Source organism: Chryseobacterium lathyri, from assembly GCF_019970085.1.
Classification (GTDB): domain Bacteria; phylum Bacteroidota; class Bacteroidia; order Flavobacteriales; family Weeksellaceae; genus Chryseobacterium; species Chryseobacterium lathyri.
Window position 1 is genome coordinate 317620 of record NZ_JAHXYG010000006.1, and the last position, 20048, is coordinate 337667.

The following is a 20048-nucleotide window of genomic DNA, read 5'->3' on the forward strand; positions in this document are numbered from 1 at the left end:
AGCTTCTTAGTTCATCCTAAGTTTTAGAATATGAATGCGAAGGAACAAATTGAAAATTTAGAAAAGCAGCTTAAAGCACTTAGAAAAAAATATTATATCAAGTCTTTTTTCAGAAAAGCCAAAAGACTTGTAACCGATTTTTTACCGCTAGATTCCATCCCTTCTGAATACTGTACGGAAAGAATTACAATCAGTGACAAAGAAGAGTCAGAATTGTTTCTGCCTAAAACGTTTGATACTACGACTCAAGCTTCTATAAAAACACCTAAAAATGCCATAGAGATTTTTGCCCTTCAGAATGTTTTCTGTATTCCCAATTCCACTTATTTTTTGGATCTGAAAAAAGAGAAGATCTACTATGAAAAATGGCATGACGATGACAGAATCACGTATGTCTACAATACCAACAATCTTTTGCAGCATTCAATGACTCTTGCCAAGGTGAAGAACTATAAAGAGGTTTATTATGACGAGGAAGCTATTTTCATGGGTGGAACGTTTACTTTCAATTATTATCATTTCCTGGTAGATATCCTGTCCAAAGTTGAGTATTTCAAACATATTCCTGATGCAAAAAATAAGCTGATCATCATAGATGAAGATGTACAGAAGGTTGAAAATCTGAAGGACCTGCTTATGTTCTTTTTGAAGGATTATAAAATTATGTTCCTCAGCCACGAAAAAAATTATTACCGCTTTAAAAAGCTGTGGCATATCACCAGCAACAATTATGCAGTCCCGAATATTATGCCGGGTATGACCTATGAGGCCGGGTTTACAAAACTATCAAAATCGTCGCTCCAATATCTCCGAAAAACAGCCTTTGACAATCTGGATCTCGCCAAAGTCCGCATTCAGCCAGTTAAAAGAATATTTATCTCCAGAAGATCTCAGTATAGAAAATATAATGAAGAAGAAATCCTGGCTTTGGTACAAAAGCATGGGTTTGAAGAAGTCTTTTTTGAAGATCTGAACATCCATGAACAAATCTACCTGGTCAACAATGCCGAATATATTATTGGCCCCAGTGGTGCAGCCTGGACGAATGTGTTATTTGCCAACCAAGGTGCTAAAGGCCTGAGTTGGTTCAGTTCCGTATGGGGAGATTTTGCAATTTTTTCTACCTTAGCTAAGCAAGTAGGCTTCGATCTTTATTTTTATATTTACCCGCAGGATTATGAAGGTTTCCATGAAGATTACAGACTGGATCCTGAGGTTTTTAGTCAGTACTTGGATAAGCTAATCAATATGCAAGAAGTCACGGATTAAACAGATCACGATTACAAAATATGAATTTAGTACCCAATTATAATAAAAATCAGATTTTCTCCTACGGAATACTATTTTTATCAGGTTTATATTTTGCGTTTATAAGTGTTTATTCCATTAATCAGGTTGACTTAGGGTTTCAGCTGTCTGCAGTAGAAAGATTAAAAGCCGGGCAGATTATTTACAAGGATTTCGATTTTATCCGTCCTTTTTTCGGAGTCATTTTTTGGGATTACCTGCTCAAGTTTATTCCGCTGCAGTTTGATTATTTAATTCTAATTTCCCGGTTTTTTGTTATTATAGAAAGCTTTGTCATTTGTTATACCATACAGAAGCTTATTTTTGAGAGGAAGGATCTACAGACTACCGTATTTCTGGTATTATGTTTTCTTCATACCTTCCCCATTATGCCCTGGCATACTATAGACGGAATTTTCTTTGCCGTCCTTGCGCTGCTGTTTTATAAAGAAAAATGGTATCTGAGTTCACTCCTTTTTATTGTATTCGCTTCTCTTACCAAGCAATCGTTTATGATTTTCGGACTGGGAGCATCAGTAATTATCCTTTTTGATCTGTTTAAAAAATTGGTGATTACAAAAAAAGACCTGTACCTCTTTATTTCTTCTTTTTTATTTTTAATTGCAGTATTGTTTCAGTATCGGATTATTGAAAATTTCAGCTTATTTATAGATCAGGTTTTACAGTCTGCATCGCCATCTTATCTTTACGAAGGTTGTATAGCTCCTTATTTTTCTTTTGAAAAAAACTTTCACACCATACTCTATATTCTTTCATTGTCCTTGATCTATTTTATAAATATTAATAGAAAAGTATTTGAAATAGCATTAATGGCTGTATTGCCGGTCTTTATCATATATCCTTTTTTTAATGATGGTCAATTCAGGGGAGCTTATGTTTTGTATGTTCTCTTATTCATCTTATTTCTAAAGTATGAACGGCAAAATAAATTTATATTTTTATTGCTGTTTCTCGGATGGTGCTCTTCTATATCGTGGGGATATAATACACCTGCTTTTTTTATTTTGATTCTTCTTTATAGGTTTATAGAAAAGCAGAACAAATTTTTTATACTTTTATGGGGAGTTATATTAACCGTCTTTTCAATATATAGAAGCAAATATCCTTATGCTTCCGAAAGTCTTGCCTCTAAACATGTCTTTATTAAAAACATCCCGGCAGTTTCAGGTCTATTGGTCTCGGAAAAAGAATATTCTTATATCCTGGAAGCACAAAGGATACATAAAGTGCATAAAAATATTATATTCTTACCCGCTTCACCTCTTTTGGATATTATTAACACCAGTTTTTTGAACCGTGCGTCATGGGAAATGGACATTGAATACCCAAGCTGGAAATCTGAGCTTCAAAAATTAAAAACAAACCCAATAGCAGTAGATAACAATCTCTTTCATTACTATAAAAAAGGCTTCTTTGTCAGTTCAATAACCCTTGAACTTATGAAACAAAAAAAGGCGATCAGGAAGACAGAATATTTTACCATTTATAGCAATTAAACTCATCCTATCTAAAATCAGTATCTTTAAACAATGAACAACCCGCCGCTTGTAAGCCTCATCATCATCACCATGAACCATGAAAAGTTCATTGAACAGGCATGCTTGTCCGCCATTTCGCAGACCTACCGCAATTATGAAATTATTCTTTTGGATAATGCCTCGCAAGACAAGACATTTGAAAATGCAGAACAGGCTCTTTCAGAGTTTGACAAGCACTACAAAATCATCAGAAATACAGAAAGCTTCGGCGTAGCAAAAAACATTAATATTGCAGTTTCTCATGCATCGGGAGAATATATCTCTCTGCTTTCGGGAGACGACTGGTATACAGAAGACCATCTTTCAGAAAAAGTATCATATATTGAGAAGAATCCTGTAGACTTTATTCTTTCGGACGGTTATAAATATTATCAGTCGGAAGAGAAAATGACAGATGCCTATACTCCGAAAGAGAAAAAACAGATCATGGACACGCTTAATAATTTTTTCCATGAAAATGTTTCGGAAAACAAAACAGCCAATGTAGGAACATTTGTAAAAAGAGAACTTCTTGTAAAATATCCATTTGATGAAAACATCAATACCGAAGACTGGGATATGAATCTGAGACTGACTTCCAAAGGCTATAAAATTGGATTCATTGATAAGAAACTATTCTATTACAGAATCCTGTCCACCAGCCTTTCCAGAAACTGGAAGCTGATGAAAGATTCTTATGAAAAAGTGACTCATAAATACATTGATTACATAAAAGCCGATCAGGAACTTTATAAAAAATACAGGCTTAAGCTCATTCATTTCAAATACGAAATCCTATTATCAGAAACAGATTCTGAATCTGAAAAAGAAAGGCTGCAAACAGAGTGGAAAAAAGAAAAGTACAGAATTAAGTACAAAAATCCTGTCTTATTCTTCAAACTGCTGATGCTTAAATAAGATAGGAAGTTTGAAGACGGAAGAAAGAAGTTATATCAACCCCAACAGGAACTTCCAACCTCCCTCTTCAAGCTTCCGGCCCTTTAATCTTAATTTTCTTCACCTGAACTCGGGTAATTTTAAGTAAATTTGCACAAAATTTTTATTGAAATGGGGAAAGTAAGAGTTCGTTTTGCTCCAAGTCCTACCGGACCTTTGCATTTGGGAGGCGTAAGAACCGCATTATATGATTATCTTTTTGCCAAAAACCAGGGTGGTGAATTTGTACTTCGAATCGAAGATACAGATACGGCTAGATATGTAGAAGGAGCTGAAGACTATATCGAAGAAGCTTTAGAATGGTGCGGAATCGTTCCTGATGAAAGTCCTAAGAAAGGAGGGAAGTTTGCCCCTTACAGACAGTCTGAAAGAAGAGACATCTACGACAGATACACAGCGCAGATCCTGAAAACAGATTATGCCTATATCGCTTTTGATACTCCTGAAGAACTGGATGCCATCCGTGCTGAATTTGAAGCCAACGGTGAGGTTTTCTCTTATGATAATAAAACCAGAAACCGTCTCAGAAACAGTGTCGCACTTTCCGAAGAGGAAGTTCAGAAGTTACTGGATGAAAAAACACCTTATGTGGTAAGATTTAAAATGCCGGTTGACAGAACATTAAACCTTCAGGATATCATCCGAGGAAATTCTTCTGTGAATACCAATACACTGGATGATAAAGTCCTTGTAAAGAACGATGGAATGCCTACTTATCATTTTGCCAACATCATTGATGACCACGAAATGGAAATTTCCCACGTGATCCGTGGTGAAGAATGGCTGCCATCTTTAGGACTTCACACTTTATTATACGAAGCGATGGGATGGGAAGCGCCTCAGTTTGCCCACCTTTCCTTAATCCTGAAGCCTGATGTATCAACTTTAATTAATAAAGATAATATTGACAGCATCATAAAATCTTTTGCAGAAGAATTCGTTTTGAAAAACAGCCAGTTTTCTTTTGATGAATCAGCAGAGCTTATTAAATCTTTCTTTGCAGAAGTAAAAAGCCCGAGATTTAAATCAATGCTGGGCGAAAATGATAAAGATAATCCGTTAACCGCTTCTGTAAAACAGTTTTTAAAGAAAGGTCTTTCCGGAAAATTAAGCAAAAGAGACGGTGATAAGTTTGGATTCCCTGTATTTCCGCTGGACTTCAAAGATCCTTCAACGGGAGCTGTTTCTAAAGGATACAGAGAAAACGGATATCTTCCTGATGCATTTATCAATATGGTCGCTTTGCTAGGCTGGACTCCTTCAGATGATAAAGAAATCTTATCACTGGAAGAAATGGGTAAAGAATTTGATCTTCATAAAGTACATAAAGCAGGTGCCAGATTCAGCAAGGAGAAATCCGAATGGTTCAACCATCAGTATATCCAGATGAAATCGGACGACGAGCTTCTGCAGCTGTTAAAAAATACAGACATTGACCTTTCCGGTGTTTCTGATGAAAAGTTAGTAAAGATCATCGGTTTGATGAAAGAAAGAGCTACCTTTCCTAAAGATATTTATGAAAACGGAAAATTTTTCTTTAAAGCTCCGGTTTCTTACGATGAAAAAGCATCAAAAAAAGCATGGAACGAGGAAACTTCAGCTGTTTTAGGGGAATTATCTGAAAATCTTACTGCCACTGAATTTAGCTCAGAAATCCTGAAGCAAGCAGTTCACGATTTCGCGGAAAACAAAGGCCTGGGCATGGGAAAAGTAATGATGCCGCTGCGTTTATCTTTAGTAGGAGAACTAAAAGGTCCTGACGTTCCGGATATCATGGAACTGATTGGAAAAGAGGAAACTATCTCCCGAATAAACAATGCTATCAATAATTTTAAATAGTTTTTCATAATTTTTCATAAATTTGAAAGATTTAATTTACTTCAAGAAATGGAATATTTAAGTTTCGAACTTCCTATAAAAGATCTGATGGATCAACTTCAGACTTGTTCTTTAGTAGGAGAAGAAAGTGGTGTTGATGTAAAATTAGCATGCAGCCAGATTGAGGACAAGATTTTGGAAAAGAAAAAAGAAATCTACGAAAATCTTACCCCCTGGCAAAGAGTACAACTATCCCGCCATCCTGATCGTCCTTATACAATTGACTATATCAACGGAATGGTAGATAAAGGGAGTTTTCTGGAGCTTCACGGTGACAGAAATTTCGCAGATGACCCTGCAATGATCGGCGGTTTAGCAACATTGGATGGCCAGAAAATAATGATCATAGGAACCCAGAAAGGGAGAACCACTAAAGAAAGACAGTACAGAAGATTCGGAATGCCAAATCCTGAAGGATACAGAAAAGCTTTACGACTAATGAAGCTTGCTGAAAAATTCAAAATCCCTGTAGTGACTTTAGTAGATACACCGGGAGCTTATCCTGGATTAGAAGCTGAAGAAAGAGGACAGGGAGAAGCGATTGCCAGAAATATTTTTGAAATGGTTCAACTTAAAACTCCTATTTTCACTTATATTATCGGTGAAGGAGCAAGTGGCGGAGCTTTGGGAATAGGAGTCGGAAATAAAGTATACATGCTTGAAAATACATGGTACACTGTAATCGCACCGGAAAGCTGCTCTTCTATTTTATGGAGAAACTGGGATCATAAGGAAGATGCAGCCAATGCATTAAACCTTACCCCGAAAGATGCTTTAAGAGAAAAATTCATCGACGGTATTATTGAAGAACCCCTTGGAGGTGCTCAATATGATCCTGAAGTAGCTTATCTGAACCTTAAGCATTCTATTTTACAGAATATTAAAGCTTTTTCAAAGTTCTCAGGACAGGAACTTGAAACCCAAAGGCAGGAGAAATTCATTGCAATGGGACAGTTTAAAGGATAAAATAAAAAACGGTTAAGAAAATTTCTTAACCGTTTTTACTTATAGTTTAGTTTTAATTGATCTTAATCAGCTACGTTGAGTGCAATTTCAATATCCTGAGTAACTTTCTTGATCGAAGAATATTTTGCATCACACACCATTGTAGTCAGTACATACTCCCCTTTATCTATCAGAATAAAATTCTGTCCCTTGGCGGGAACCGTTAGATTATAATATTTTTTTCCACTTATTTTTACGATCAGATTACAGCTTGATCTGTTCTTGATATTGACATAAGCCTCATTCTTATTCATATCATTATTAAAAATGTGGGTAAGCATTGCTGCCGTTTTTTTATGGGCTTCACTAGCTTCTGATTTGGCAACCCCGGCAGTTTTGGCGGAACTTGCGGAACCAACACTTGCCAGTCTCTCTTCTTTCAAAGCATTTATAGCATCATTTATCTTATCCGTGTTCTTATTTTCAACAGATGTTTTATTATTGGCCGCTATCACTTTACCGCTGTTAAGCTCATTATTCTGAACAATTTTTTCTATTTTCTCTTTACTGATCGGCTTAATCGTAGGTTTGGCTTCAGGAGAATTATCGGCCATAATCATTTCAATCAATTTTCTTTTAAAATAATCAGTTTTGGCATGTCCGGGGTTTTGTTTCAGAAAACCGGCGATCACTCTGGCCTCTTTAGAAGCTTCGGCATCCTGCTCTGTATAGATGATTACCGTTTCTTTTTCTACAACAGCCTTAGATTTCGATTTTTTCTTTTTTTGGGAGAAACCTAAGGTAAAAATGCATAGAAATATAAGTAGAAAGATTTTTTTCATTAATCAGGTCTTTAAAATAGTATTAAATATATCAATAACGTGAAAAGTCATTTTTTAGTTTATCATTAAAATCATTATCTTTGCACTGCTTTAAAATTAAGCTAAAAATTAATACTAATCTTAAATAAAAAAATAATACATATTATGTCTTATACACCAGCTGCTGCAGACGTAGCAAAATTAAGAAACCAAACAGGTGCAGGTATGATGGACTGCAAGAAAGCTTTAGTTGAAGCAGAAGGAGACTTCGAAAAAGCAGTAGATATCCTTAGAAAAAAAGGACAGAAAGTTGCTGCAAACAGAGCTGACAGAGAATCTTCTGAAGGTGCAGTAATCGCCAGAGTAAACGAGGATAACACTTTAGGGGTGATCATCTCTCTAAACTGCGAAACTGACTTCGTTGCTAAAAACGAAGCTTTCATCGAGCTTGCTTACGAATTAGCTGAAATGGCTATTTTCGCAGCTACTAAAGAAGAACTTTTAGCTACAGATTTCCACGGACTTACTGTTGCTGATAAATTAATCGAGCAGACAGGAGTTATCGGTGAGAAAATCGAGATCGGAGCATTCGAAAGAATTGAAGGGCCTTACCTTGGAGCTTACATCCACGCTGGAAACAAAATCGCTGCTATCACTGCCCTTTCTGCTAAGGTAGACGGAGCTGACGAAGTGGCTAAAGCTGTTTCTATGCAGGCTGCTGCAATGAACCCAATCGCTCTTGACGAAACCAGAGTTTCTCAGGAAACTATCGACAAAGAATTGGAAATTGAAAGACATAAACTTACTGAAGAAGGTAAGCCTGCAAACATTATCGACAATATCCTGAAAGGTAAAATGCAGAGATTCTACAAAGACAACACTTTGGTACACCAGGATTTCATCAAAGACAGCTCTATTTCTGTAGCTGACTATGTAAAATCTGTAAATGCAGACCTTAAAGTAACAGGTTTTGTAAGAGTAAGCTTAGCTTAATCATCTTTCAAAGAATAATACAGGTCCCGGTGAAATTCACCGGGATTTTTTATGTGTTATGCCAGTTAAAACAATAGAGAGAAAATTAAACGGAAGAAATCTTCCGCTGATATTTACCGGGATGTGATCATCTGTACAGAGGCTGATACGAAATTAGCAGTTTTATATTACGGATGGCTTTTAATTAAAAATCATGATTAATTTTTAACTTTTGTTATATTTATTTAACACTATTTCAAATATTATTTTAAATTTGTATAAATCCTAATTCCAGACACATGAAAAGATTTCTACTCAGCTTAGTATTAGTTCTTTTATCAATTAACACGCTCTTTGCACAAAGAGATACAGAGCATTGGTTTGCACCTATGGCAGCAAAACCCTCCGCTTTGCTCAGTCCTAAACAGGCTTTATATTTTTCTACAGACTCAGTAACGCCTTTCCCTGTAGAAATTTACAGCAATGGTGCACTGCTTGGAACAGTAACCATTATGAAAGGTGATCCTAAAGTGTATGAGCTTACAACGGATAAAATGATCACTTCTGCTCCGTCTGAAATGTTCACCCCCATTGGTAAAGGAATTTACACTAAAGGGACAAAACCATATTATGTAAATTTCAGATTTAGTGTTACCAGCCATGGAGAAATATTAACCTCTAAGGGGAAAGCAGGAATCGGGAAGAAATTCTATGCTGCTTCTACTCCAATGACCGGACAGTCTATTACTTATGTAAATTTCACTGCAGGGGTTCTAGCTACTGAGGACAATACTCACGTTACAGTTTCAGGCTATAATGCAGGCCTTCAGTTTACCAACGGTACTACAGGAACCACAAATCCAACAATGACATTTACCCTTAATAAAGGGCAGGCATATATTATCGAAGGCCGGGATAATACGGGTGCTAATGCCACTGGCTTTATCGGTGCCAAAATAGAATCCGACAAACCTATATCACTTACAAACGGAAATTTTAATGGTCAGTTTGCCCTGCCTCCAAGCGCAGGATCCGGAGGTTCTGATATTATTATGGACCAATCCGTTCCTGTAGATAGGCTAGGAAATGAATTCGTTCTTGTAAAAGGAAACGGAGACAACAATGACGGGGATGAAGACGCAATGATTATCGCAACTGAAAATGATACTCAGGTTTTTCTTAACGGATCTACCACTCCTATCCAAACCCTGAATGAAGGAGAATGGGTAAGAGTAGGCCAGGGACCAAACAATACCTATGTATTCCCATACATTGATCAGGGAAGTTCCCACTTCAATATGCACATCAAAACCTCTAAAAATGCATATGTTTATCAGCTTTTGGCTGGTCTTCCAAACAGTACGGCAACAGAAGGATTCAATTACATCCCACCTTTGAACTGTTTCCTTCCAAAAAAAATCGATGAGATAGGATTGATCAATGAACTCCCTGAAACTTTTTCCAGTGGTACAAAAAACGTGAAACTAAACATACTTACTGAGACAGGAGCGACTGTAACCGTAAATGGAGTCATCCCTCCAACTACACAGGGTCCTTTCTCCGCAACAGGAACTACAGCATGGGTATCTTATTCTATTCCTAATATTACAGGGAACGTTACTGTTATTTCAACAAAAGCAGTTACCGCAGGTATTTCTGCAGGAAGTGGTGCTGTAGGATATGGTGGGTATTTTGCGGGATTCTCTTCAATTCCGGTAATTACCAAGCGTTCCGGAGAATGTGCTCCCGGTATTGTACTTGAAGTGGATGATACTTATGAAGGGTACCAGTGGTTCCTGAACGGAACAGCTATCGCGGGGGCAACGACCAATACATTTTCCCCTACAACTTCTGGAAACTATACGGTAAAAGTAACAATGGGTACATGTCCCCCTGTTACTACCCCAATCTATAAGGTATTTACCTGTTTAAAACTTACGACACAAACACTGAATGCATGTTCTACGAAGGTTATTACACCGGCATTCACATCTTCAACACAGACTCCTGTACCAGGTACACTGGTGATTATTACTCCGCCAGCACATGGTACAGCTGTAATAAATTCAAACGGAACGATTACCTACACTCCTACGGCCAACTATTATGGTGCAGATCAGATCGTTTATAAATTCTGTGGTAATGCTACTGAATTTATAGATTGTGAGCAGGTTACTTTAAATCTTACCGTAGTCCCTTTCGTAGTGAGAGATGCAATACTCAAGGCATGTCAATATGATGTAGATCCATATGCTTATTTTGATCTTACTAAAGCCAGCGTTACTGACTATAATGCAGTAGTTAAAAAATACTATCCTACATTGGCCGATCTTACTGCAGGAACTAACGAGATCACAGTCCCTCAGAACTATCCGTCTGCTGGAGGATTTGTGTATGTAAAAGTTACCACTAACGAAGGGTGTACAGCGAATGCAAAAATTCAGCTGATTGCTCTTCCTATAAAAAAATCGCCAATTCTTGTTGACCAGTATATCTGTGCGGACGGAACAACAAGTCTGGATGCAGGTCCTGGATATGACTCTTATCTATGGAGTACCGGAGCAACAACGCCTTCCATTCAAAATGTAGGTATTGGAGAATATACTGTAGTTCTGGGCAAAAACGGATGCCTGCTGCCACAGATTGTAAGAGTAAAAAAAGCTGAAGATCCGGTAATTACCAAGATCGAAATTTCTAACACTACAGCAACAGTGGTTATAAACGGAGGAAAAGCCCCATACAAATTTGCGGTAGATTCGCCATCCAACTGGCAGGATTCTAATGTATTCACAGGACTAACAAGAGGCCAACATACTTTCTACGTGAAGGACGCTTACAATTGCGATCCTACATCAGTAGAAGTAACGGTTCCTAATTTATTAAACGCCATTACTCCTAATGGTGATAATAAAAATGACTTTATTGACTATAGTGATTTAGCTTATAAGGAAAACCTTTCTTTTGTAATTTATGACAGATACGGAAATATGGTATTTACCGGAAACAAATTCAATAATTACAAATGGGATGGAAAACATTATGACAAAAAGCTGGTAACAGGAACCTATTGGTATCATATCAACTGGAATGAAACCAACAAAGAAAAAACTCCTATTCACTATACAGGATGGATTTTAGTAAAAAACATTGAATAAACCATTTTAAACAATAAATAATTAACCGCGATTTGAAATCGCGGTTTTTTTTGATCAAAAATCAATATTTTATACATATTTTATAATTCCAAATGAAATATTCTCCTATTTTTGCGACAATCCTAATTCCCATATAAATGAAAATATTTTTACTAACTTTTCTATTGCTGTTTATAACAGCTAATCCACTTTTTGCACAAAGAGATACGGAGCATTGGTTTGCTCCGATGGCGGCACGGAGCACCAATGTTGTCAATCCACAGCAGGCTTTATATTTCTCCACGGATTCTACCACTCCATTTCCTGTGGAAATTTACAGTAATAACGTCCTGCTGGGAACAGTAACGGTTTCCAAAGGGGCCCCTCAGACATTTATCATTCCTTTAGGGAGCATTATTACCAGCAATACTTCTGAACTTTTCGTTCCGGTAAGCAAAGGGATATATACAAAAGGTACAAAACCTTATTTCGCCACCTTAAGGTTTTCCGTAAGCAGTCATGGAGAAATCCTGACATCTAAAGGAAAAGCAGGGATCGGCAAGAAATTTTATGCGGTAGTTTCGCCCATAGAAAATCCTATAGTTGCACTGAATTTTACTACCGGTGTGATGGCTACAGAGGATAATACTATCGTTACTGTTTCGGATTACTCTCCCGACGTTATATTTACCAACGGATGGACGGGTGTAAGCAATCCAACTCTGACTTTTACCCTCAATAAAGGCCAGTCTTATATCATTGAAGGGATTGGCGATAGAGCCGGAAATAAAGAAGGTTTTATCGGTGCCAAAATAGAGGCTGATAAACCGATTTCTGTAACTAACGGAAATTTTAATGGCCAATTCGCTATTATTCCGCCGGGTGGTTTTTTTGATGGAGCAGATATTGTCATGGACCAATCTGTTCCTACAGACAGACTGGGAAATGAATTCGTTCTTGTAAAAGGAAACGGAGATATCAGTGAAAGAATGGAGGATGCGTTAATTGTTGCTACAGAAGGCGGTACCCAGGTATTCATTAACAATGGCGCAACTCCGGTAATCACATTGAATGAAGGAGAAAGCTACAGAGTGAATAAGTTATCCAATACCAATTACATCAATCAGGGTAATAACCACTACAATATGTACATTAAAACAACAAAAAATGTTTACGTGTACCAGCTATTAGCAGGTGTTGCAACAAGTAACGCAACAATTGGATTCAATTATATCCCACCTTTGAACTGCTATCTTCCAAGAAGAATTGATGAAATAGGAAATATTAACATCCTTCCCCCTACAACCAACAATGTTAAATTAAATATCCTGACAGAAACAGGAGCCGCAGTTACTGTTAACGGTGCTACCCCTCCTGCTGCTCAGGGACCCTATCCTGTCTCTGGAACTTCATCATGGGTATCTTATTCTGTACCGAATGTTACAGGAAACGTAACAATAACCTCTTCAAAAGCTGTAACAGCAGGAATCTCCGGAGGAAGTGGCGTGGTAGGATATGGTGGATATTTCGCAGGATTTTCCTCCATTCCGGTTATTGCCAAACAGACCGGCGACTGTATTCCTGGAATTGTTCTGGAAGTGGATGACAGCTTTGATTCTTACCAGTGGTACAGAGATAGCACTCCCATTACCGGAGCTGTAGCCAACTCTTATATTCCGACACAATCGGGTAACTATACTGTAAAGATCACGGTAGGCTCATGTCCGCCAATAACTACTCCCGTGTATAAAGTATTTACTTGCCTTACGGAAACTACATTGAATGAAACGGTTTGCGACGGCGTTAAGCTGATTGTTCCAACATTTACAAATTCAACACAATCTGTGGTACCAGGCAGTGTAATCATCGTTACACCTCCTGTTAATGGTAATGCTGTAGTTGACCCCGTGACAGGGGTGATAAGCTATGCCCCTGCCTATACTTATGTAGGACCGGACTCATTTGTTTATAAGTTTTGTGGAAATAATCCTGACTTTACAGATTGTGAGGAGGTAACATTAAATTTAACGGTTTCTGAGAGTCCTATTGTTAATAATGCTTCTTTAAGAACCTGTTATCTGGAAGCGAATCCAGCGACAGGATTATTTAACCTTACTAACGCTTCAGTAACTGTACAGCCGGGAGTAACCAAGAAATATTATCCTTCTCCTACAGATGCGGACAACAGTACGAATGAAATCTTAAATCCAGCAACTTATATTGCTCCTACCGGAGTTGCGTATGTAAAAGTAATCAATGCAAACGGTTGCTACAGAATTGCAGAGGTTTCACTTACCGTTCTTCCCCCTGTAAAGTCTACTGTTCTTGTTGATAAGATTATTTGTATAGAAGACAAAACAACATTGGATGCCGGACCTGGTTTCAATGGCTACGAATGGAGCACAGGTGCTACAACACAGTCCATCCAGAATGTTGGTGTAGGAACTTATTGGGTAAAATTGAAAACGGGCGATTGTGTAACGCTTCAGACTGTGAAGGTGTATGCTTCCGAACAGCCGGTTGTTTCCAATATTGACATTTCAAATACCACAGTTACCGTTTATGCAATAAGCGGAACTCCTCCATACCAGTACTCACTGGACAATATCCAATGGCAGGATACCAACATATTCACAGATGTGGCAAGAGGGACACCTGCAGTATATGTGAAAGACAGTTATAACTGCGATCCAATAAAAGTAGAAATTACCATTCCTAATCTGATCAATGCTATTACCCCTAATGAAGACGGGGTCAATGATGTCCTCGATTATTCATTATTATCAGGCAAAAAGAATTTGGAATTCACCATTTTTGACCGATATGGAAGCAAAATATTCCAGGGAGATAAATCAAATGGCTATAAATGGAACGGAACTTTAGGCGGAAGCAAAAGAGTTTCTACCGGAAATTACTGGTTTGAGATCCATTGGAATGAACCTGCTGGCAAACAGACTGCTGTAAAATATACAGGTTGGATTCTTGTCAAAAGCAGAGAGTAAACGCTGAAAAATACAACTTCCCAAACCGCGGTTTTATCATCGCGGTTTTTTTATTACTTTTTCGACGTATAAATCCATTTTATTATTAAATTTGTGTTAAACTCCCTCTGCTGAATGAAAAAAAATTTATCTTTTTTGTTTATATTTTGTTTTTTCGCCTTTGCCTTCGCACAGTTGGACAGGGAACATTGGTTTGCACCCATGATGGATAGAAGCATAAGTTCTAATCCATATCAGAAATTATACTTATCGACAAACAGAACAACTCCTTTCCCAGTAAATATTTATAATAACAATGTACTTATCGGTACGGTAACCATCAGTAAAAATAATCCCCAGAAATTTGATGTATTAAGGAAATATATTATCACTACCCTTCAGGCAGATCTGTTTACTCCTACAACGAAAGGACTATATCTAAAAGCAGAATTTCCTTTTTATGCTAATCTCAGGTTTTCTGTATTCAACCATGCTGAAATTATTACTTCTAAAGGAATACCTTCTACAGGAAAAAATTTTTACGTGGCAAATGCTCCTATTACAGTCAGTAATTATATCTTAAACTTTATGGCCAGCGTCCTTGCAACAGAGGACAATACAATAGTTACAGTCAGTGGATATAAGCCAACCGTACAGTTCTCGAACGGTACTACCGGAACCACAAACCCTACAATGACTTTTACTCTTAATAAAGGACAGTCATACATTATAGACGGGGTGGGTACAATAAACACTGACGGTTTCATTGGAGCTAAGATCACTGCCAATAAACCAGTCAATATTACCAACGGAAATTTCAACGGTCAATATGCAGGAAACTACCCTTCAAGCTCTGATATTTTAATGGATCAGGCTGTTCCTGTCGAAAGGCTTGGAACTGAGTTTGCTTTGGTAAAGGGAAACGGCAGAATTGGGTCCCATATGGAAGGAGCTATTGTTATTGCTACTGAGAATAATACACAGATCTTTGTCAATGATGAAATTCCTCCCCTTACTACTATAAATGCAGGACAATATTTTATTATTCCTGATTCAAAGTTTAAACTACAGGCAGGCGTCCATTATAACCTTTACCTTAAAACATCCAAAAATGCTTATGTCTATCAGATTCTTGCCGGAGATTCCGTTTCAGGAAGTGAAGTAGCAACCGGCGGATTCAATTTTATTCCGGCACTGAACTGCTATCTTCCCAAACAGATTAATGAATTAGGTTTTATTGATGAGAATTTTGTTCATTCAACCGCCAACCCTTCAGGAATCCTTAATATTCCAACAAAGCTGAATCTTATTACAGAAAAAGGAGCCAATGTCACGGTAAACGGCGCTGTTCCACCGGCAACAACAGGTCCGTTCAATATGACAGGCACCGCCAACTGGGTTACATACGGTATTCCTAATGTTACCGGCACAATCACTATAGTTTCTGACAAGGCAATCACCGCGGGAATTAATGCAGGGAGTAATGCTGTAGGATATGGAGGTTTTTTTGCAGGCTTTCCTACACAGCCCGTTATTTTAAGCTCAGGAGGAGGCTGTGCTCCCGGCATTGTACTTACGGTAGATCCTGTTATTTACGATACTTATCAGTGGTATGTAAACGGAACTCTTATTCCCGGAGCCACAGGATCATCCATTAGCCCCACACAGTCCGGATATTACACCTGTTCTGTGACGATGGGGAAATGTGCACCTTTGGTGACAGAACAGTTTAAAGTACTTAATTGCACCAAACTGACTGCCACCACCTATAATGTCTGCAGCACAAAAACGATAACCCCTACATTCAGCAGCTCTGCACAAACACCCGTCCCTTCTACGGTAGCCATTGTGAATGCTCCTACACTGGGAACAGCTGTAATCGATCCTGTAACCGGAATCATTACTTATACTGTTAATACTCCAGGAAGTACGGGGACAGATACTTTTACCTATACTTTCTGTGGAGATGATCCTGTTTTTACGGACTGTGAAACAGTAACCGTCACCGTTAATGTTCTGGCTCTTATCGTAACAAATGCTACATTACATGCCTGTAATATTAATGGCCAGGGAACTTTTAACCTTACTTCCGCCAATGTAACCAATAACTCACCGGTAACTATTACCTATTACCCTACCTTAGCTGATGCGCAGACAGAAAACCCGGGAGCCCTTATCACTTCGACGAATGCCTATACCGCACCAGACGGCACCATTGTATATGCTGTCGTAAAAAATAATCTGGGCTGTAAAAGTATTGCCCAAATCACCCTTTCTTTATATAACGTAGCTATTGTACCGAACAATTATAACGGTATTTTCTGTGATGACAATATGGATGGAACTGTCACCGTTACTTTATCCAGTATAACAGGCATTGTACTGAATAATCCCAGTTACTTTACCAACGTAAGATATTACGCATCTCTTGCTGATGCCAATGCAGGAAACAACAATACCCTTCCTAATAACTGGAGCTATACAGCCACAACAACCATTTACATCAGGGTTGAATCTCCTGATGGCTGTGCTGTTGTTGTGAAACCTTTACAGTTCAGCATAGGAGCCCGTATTCCTTTATTAACACATACAGCCGTAACAAGCATTTGTGATGATGATCTTGACGGAATAAAGGCGATTGATCTTGCACAGTTTATTCCACAGTTTACAGCAGATCCAAATGTAACTTATACTTTCCATGGAAGTTTAGCTGATGCCCAGAATGACACTAATCCTATATCAGCAACCGTTAATATTACAGGTACCCAGACCTTTTATATCAGATTTGAGAAAAATGGGGTCTGTCCTGAGGTTGGTTCTATTAAAATCACCGTTAAAGCCCCTAAGAAATCTGATATTTTAAAAGACAAGATCATCTGTCTAAAAGCTACCACTACATTAGATGCAGGTCCCGGGTTTGAAAAATACCTCTGGAGTACGGGAGCCACTTCTCCTTCTATTTCCAATGTTCCTGTGGGGAACTACTGGGTGGAGCTTACATTCAATGGTTGTGTTTACAAGCAATATGTTAATGTTATAGAATCACCTCTCCCGGTTATTACCTCTCTTGAAATCAACGGATCTACAGTAACGGTGGGTGTAAGCGGCGGTGTACCTCCATATGAATATTCTCTGGACGGAGTAAGCTGGCAGAGCTCAAATGTGTTCAACAATGTGCCAAGAGGAGCTCACAAGGTCTTTGTAAGAGACTCTAAGCTGTGTGGTGAAGTAGAAAAAGCATTTGCCATCATCAATCTCATCAATACCATTACTCCTAACAGTGACGGACACAATGATGTGATAGACTATTCCGCTTTAATGAGTAATACGAACCTGGAATTCAGAATATTTGACCGTTATGGGGCAGAAATCTTCAGAGGAAGCCCAAGCAACCGGTATACCTGGGACGGAACCATGGGCGGAAGGCCTGTACCAACCGCTACCTACTGGTATTTCATATCCTGGACAGAATTTGGCACCTCTATTCCTATAAAATATACAAGCTGGCTACTGGTAAAACGTAAATAACGAAATGATTTTAGTTCAAATTTCATGATATCGTTTTTTATTTATGATTATTTATAACATTCATTAACAGTTAAGTATTAAAGTTTAATATAACTTTAACCTGTAATCACTATCTTAATAGGTATAAATTGCCGTATTTCTACGTAATTTTGCCCTAATTATATGAAGAAGCTAATTACCCTATTGATGCTGGTTTTTCTGGCAAAAATCAATGCACAGACATATTCCGGAGAGGTATTTTTAAGAGACAACTCAATCTTGTATCTTAACCAGGTTTACGTAACCAATCTGAATACCCAGAAAACGGTACTTACTGATTATAACGGTACTTATAATATACCTGCCGTTCCCGGAGATGTGATCCGTTTTACTTCTATCGTCACAGAACGAAAAGATGTAAAGCTTACTCCCCAGATGATGCAGCAGAAAAATTTAATTGAATTGAAAATTGCTTATTACGAGATACAGGAAATTGTATTGAGCAGGTTCAAGCCTACGGGAAATCTTAGGTATGACGTAAATTCTATAAGAAAAGAAGATAAAGGACTGGCTATCAAAAAAGTGATTGGACTGCCTGAGCCTAAGGGTGACGGAACCTCTCCTGAACTTCCGGTTGCGGGATTAAGAGACGGCGGACTTACTTTCAGCCTGGAAAGCATCTATGATATCCTTTCGGGAGACAGAAAGAAAAAACAACGTTATATGGCCTATGAAAGAATGAATAATTCTGTGGCCCAAATTAAGAATTATCTCGGTAAAGATTATTTTGCCAAGTTCAAAATCCCTGACAACCTTATTGATAATTTCCTTCAGTTTGTTTATACTTCAGAAAATATTGAAGCGTATGTCCTGTCCGGTAATTTTGAGGCGATAAAAATTCCTATCGAAAAGTACCTCCCGATCTATCAGAAAAGGCTTAAGACTTCAAATCTTCAGGAAGTCATTAAATAAACTTTTATATTTTAGGAAATGTATACTATTTAATAATTTATAGTATACATTTCTTTTTTTATTTAAAAATATGTTTAATTTTATCTCACAATGACGTATCTAAAATAAAAACAATTGTATTTCGTTATTGTAATAAACTAATGACCCAAAAACACAAATTAAGAAAGAACATCAGCTTTTAACTTAATATTTGTTAATGAAAAAATTACTTTTACTATTTGTTTCTGTTCTGTTTTTTAACTTATCTGCCCAAAAAAGAGGGAAAGACTACACGAATATTTTAAAAAGTAAAAACATCTATGAGATCAATGCTTTTCTCAGAGATGCCCACCCCGATGATCCCCGCCGGTCTGTATTGAAACCCAGAGTGATGGAAATGATGACGCAATACATTAAAGATGCTCATCCTGCAGACCAAAAAGTAAAAGACATGCAGGAAATGCTTGCTTTGCTGAAAAGAAGACCGTCTACAAAGATCAGTTTTGATGAAATGAACGCTATTATCAAACAGAAACAGATCGCCAAATATAAAGCAGAACTTGCTGCCAAACAATCTACGGTGGTGTATACGCCAAGTACCACTCAAAATGCTTTTGTCGTTAATACATCCGTCAATGTCGCTGTTCCGAATGCCGAAGCTGAGGAGTTTAATCTACTGATGGCTGTAAATCCGGTAGAGCACAAAAATAAAACGGTCAAAATATTAAATTCCCTGTTCGACAACGATCCAAACAGCAAAACAAGTATAGTTCTGATCAAAAACAATTCTGACTGTAATATCATTGTGAGAATGGAAGGTGTTGGAACTACCAAATACAGGCTTGCCGTTCCTGCCCATGATGACAGTACGATTGTTATAGATAAGGGCCAGTATCTTTTCACAAGTCTCGTTTGTGGCGCTCAGTATGCTTCTCAAAAAACAATCGAAAAAGCTATAATGGTTACATTGGGAAGTTCTCCAACTCAGTAAGCATTCCTAAAATCTGTCGAGACCTGCCTTTTATGTCTAAAAGGCAGGGTAATCTATGTAAAAATTGCTATTTTTGCAGGATTTTA

General features: G+C 37.8%; 12 protein-coding genes. 11 read left to right on the forward strand and 1 reads right to left on the reverse strand.

Features of this window, described 5'->3' with window-relative positions:
• The first annotated feature begins 30 nt into the window (after positions 1 to 30).
• From LC418_RS19790 to LC418_RS19810, 5 genes are all read left to right on the forward strand, one after another.
• Positions 31 to 1269 (forward strand): glycosyltransferase family 61 protein, encoded by a 1239-nt coding sequence (locus LC418_RS19790; RefSeq protein ID WP_111955576.1) that lies wholly within the window; start codon positions 31 to 33, stop codon positions 1267 to 1269.
• Positions 1270 to 1289: 20 nt separating this feature from the next.
• Positions 1290 to 2804: a hypothetical protein gene (locus LC418_RS19795; protein WP_223560384.1), complete on the forward strand. Its 1515-nt coding sequence runs from the start codon at positions 1290 to 1292 to the stop codon at positions 2802 to 2804.
• Between the two features lie 33 nt (positions 2805 to 2837).
• The gene (locus LC418_RS19800; RefSeq protein WP_223560385.1) at positions 2838 to 3743 is read left to right on the forward strand and encodes a glycosyltransferase family 2 protein; all 906 of its coding nucleotides are present in this window, start codon (positions 2838 to 2840) and stop codon (positions 3741 to 3743) included.
• Positions 3744 to 3893: 150 nt separating this feature from the next.
• Positions 3894 to 5621, forward strand: a complete 1728-nt coding sequence (gene gltX / locus LC418_RS19805) for a glutamate--tRNA ligase (protein WP_223560386.1) — start codon at positions 3894 to 3896, stop codon at positions 5619 to 5621.
• A gap of 48 nt (positions 5622 to 5669) precedes the next feature.
• On the forward strand, positions 5670 to 6626 hold the full coding sequence (locus LC418_RS19810; RefSeq protein WP_111955584.1) for an acetyl-CoA carboxylase carboxyltransferase subunit alpha: 957 nt from the start codon (positions 5670 to 5672) through the stop codon (positions 6624 to 6626).
• A gap of 62 nt (positions 6627 to 6688) precedes the next feature.
• Here the strand turns inward: LC418_RS19810 and LC418_RS19815 are convergent, their stop codons facing one another.
• Positions 6689 to 7447, reverse strand: a complete 759-nt coding sequence (locus LC418_RS19815; RefSeq protein ID WP_111955586.1) for a DUF6759 domain-containing protein — start codon at positions 7445 to 7447, stop codon at positions 6689 to 6691.
• 144 nt (positions 7448 to 7591) lie between these two features.
• Here LC418_RS19815 and tsf point away from each other — a divergent pair, with 144 nt between their 5' ends.
• The 6 genes from tsf to LC418_RS19845 all read left to right on the forward strand — a co-directional run bounded on the left by tsf (position 7592) and on the right by LC418_RS19845 (position 19962).
• Positions 7592 to 8419 (forward strand): translation elongation factor Ts, encoded by an 828-nt coding sequence (tsf, locus tag LC418_RS19820; RefSeq protein WP_111955588.1) that lies wholly within the window; start codon positions 7592 to 7594, stop codon positions 8417 to 8419.
• A gap of 278 nt (positions 8420 to 8697) precedes the next feature.
• Positions 8698 to 11553, forward strand: coding sequence for a T9SS type B sorting domain-containing protein (locus LC418_RS19825; protein ID WP_223560387.1), 2856 nt, complete (start codon positions 8698 to 8700; stop codon positions 11551 to 11553).
• 137 nt (positions 11554 to 11690) lie between these two features.
• Entirely contained in the window at positions 11691 to 14534 is a 2844-nt protein-coding gene (locus LC418_RS19830) for a T9SS type B sorting domain-containing protein (protein WP_223560388.1), read from the forward strand.
• 114 nt (positions 14535 to 14648) lie between these two features.
• Entirely contained in the window at positions 14649 to 18041 is a 3393-nt protein-coding gene (locus LC418_RS19835) for a T9SS type B sorting domain-containing protein (protein ID WP_223560389.1), read from the forward strand.
• Between the two features lie 162 nt (positions 18042 to 18203).
• Positions 18204 to 18992, forward strand: a complete 789-nt coding sequence (locus tag LC418_RS19840; protein WP_111955596.1) for a hypothetical protein — start codon at positions 18204 to 18206, stop codon at positions 18990 to 18992.
• A 196-nt stretch (positions 18993 to 19188) separates the two neighbouring features.
• A complete protein-coding gene (locus LC418_RS19845) occupies positions 19189 to 19962 on the forward strand; it encodes a DUF6759 domain-containing protein (protein ID WP_223560390.1) in 774 nt (257 codons plus the stop codon).
• The last annotated feature ends 86 nt before the right edge of the window (positions 19963 to 20048 follow it).

What these genes read in the sequence shown, in the direction of transcription:
- LC418_RS19790 (WP_111955576.1), top strand. Translation starts at nt 31, where the DNA reads ATGAATGCGAAGGAACAAATTGAAAATTTAGAAAAGCAGCTTAAAGCA.
- LC418_RS19795 (WP_223560384.1), top strand. Translation starts at nt 1,290, where the DNA reads ATGAATTTAGTACCCAATTATAATAAAAATCAGATTTTCTCCTACGGA.
- LC418_RS19800 (WP_223560385.1), top strand. Translation starts at nt 2,838, where the DNA reads ATGAACAACCCGCCGCTTGTAAGCCTCATCATCATCACCATGAACCAT.
- gltX (WP_223560386.1), top strand. Translation starts at nt 3,894, where the DNA reads ATGGGGAAAGTAAGAGTTCGTTTTGCTCCAAGTCCTACCGGACCTTTG.
- LC418_RS19810 (WP_111955584.1), top strand. Translation starts at nt 5,670, where the DNA reads ATGGAATATTTAAGTTTCGAACTTCCTATAAAAGATCTGATGGATCAA.
- LC418_RS19815 (WP_111955586.1), bottom strand. Translation starts at nt 7,447, where the DNA reads ATGAAAAAAATCTTTCTACTTATATTTCTATGCATTTTTACCTTAGGT.
- tsf (WP_111955588.1), top strand. Translation starts at nt 7,592, where the DNA reads ATGTCTTATACACCAGCTGCTGCAGACGTAGCAAAATTAAGAAACCAA.
- LC418_RS19825 (WP_223560387.1), top strand. Translation starts at nt 8,698, where the DNA reads ATGAAAAGATTTCTACTCAGCTTAGTATTAGTTCTTTTATCAATTAAC.
- LC418_RS19830 (WP_223560388.1), top strand. Translation starts at nt 11,691, where the DNA reads ATGAAAATATTTTTACTAACTTTTCTATTGCTGTTTATAACAGCTAAT.
- LC418_RS19835 (WP_223560389.1), top strand. Translation starts at nt 14,649, where the DNA reads ATGAAAAAAAATTTATCTTTTTTGTTTATATTTTGTTTTTTCGCCTTT.
- LC418_RS19840 (WP_111955596.1), top strand. Translation starts at nt 18,204, where the DNA reads ATGAAGAAGCTAATTACCCTATTGATGCTGGTTTTTCTGGCAAAAATC.
- LC418_RS19845 (WP_223560390.1), top strand. Translation starts at nt 19,189, where the DNA reads ATGAAAAAATTACTTTTACTATTTGTTTCTGTTCTGTTTTTTAACTTA.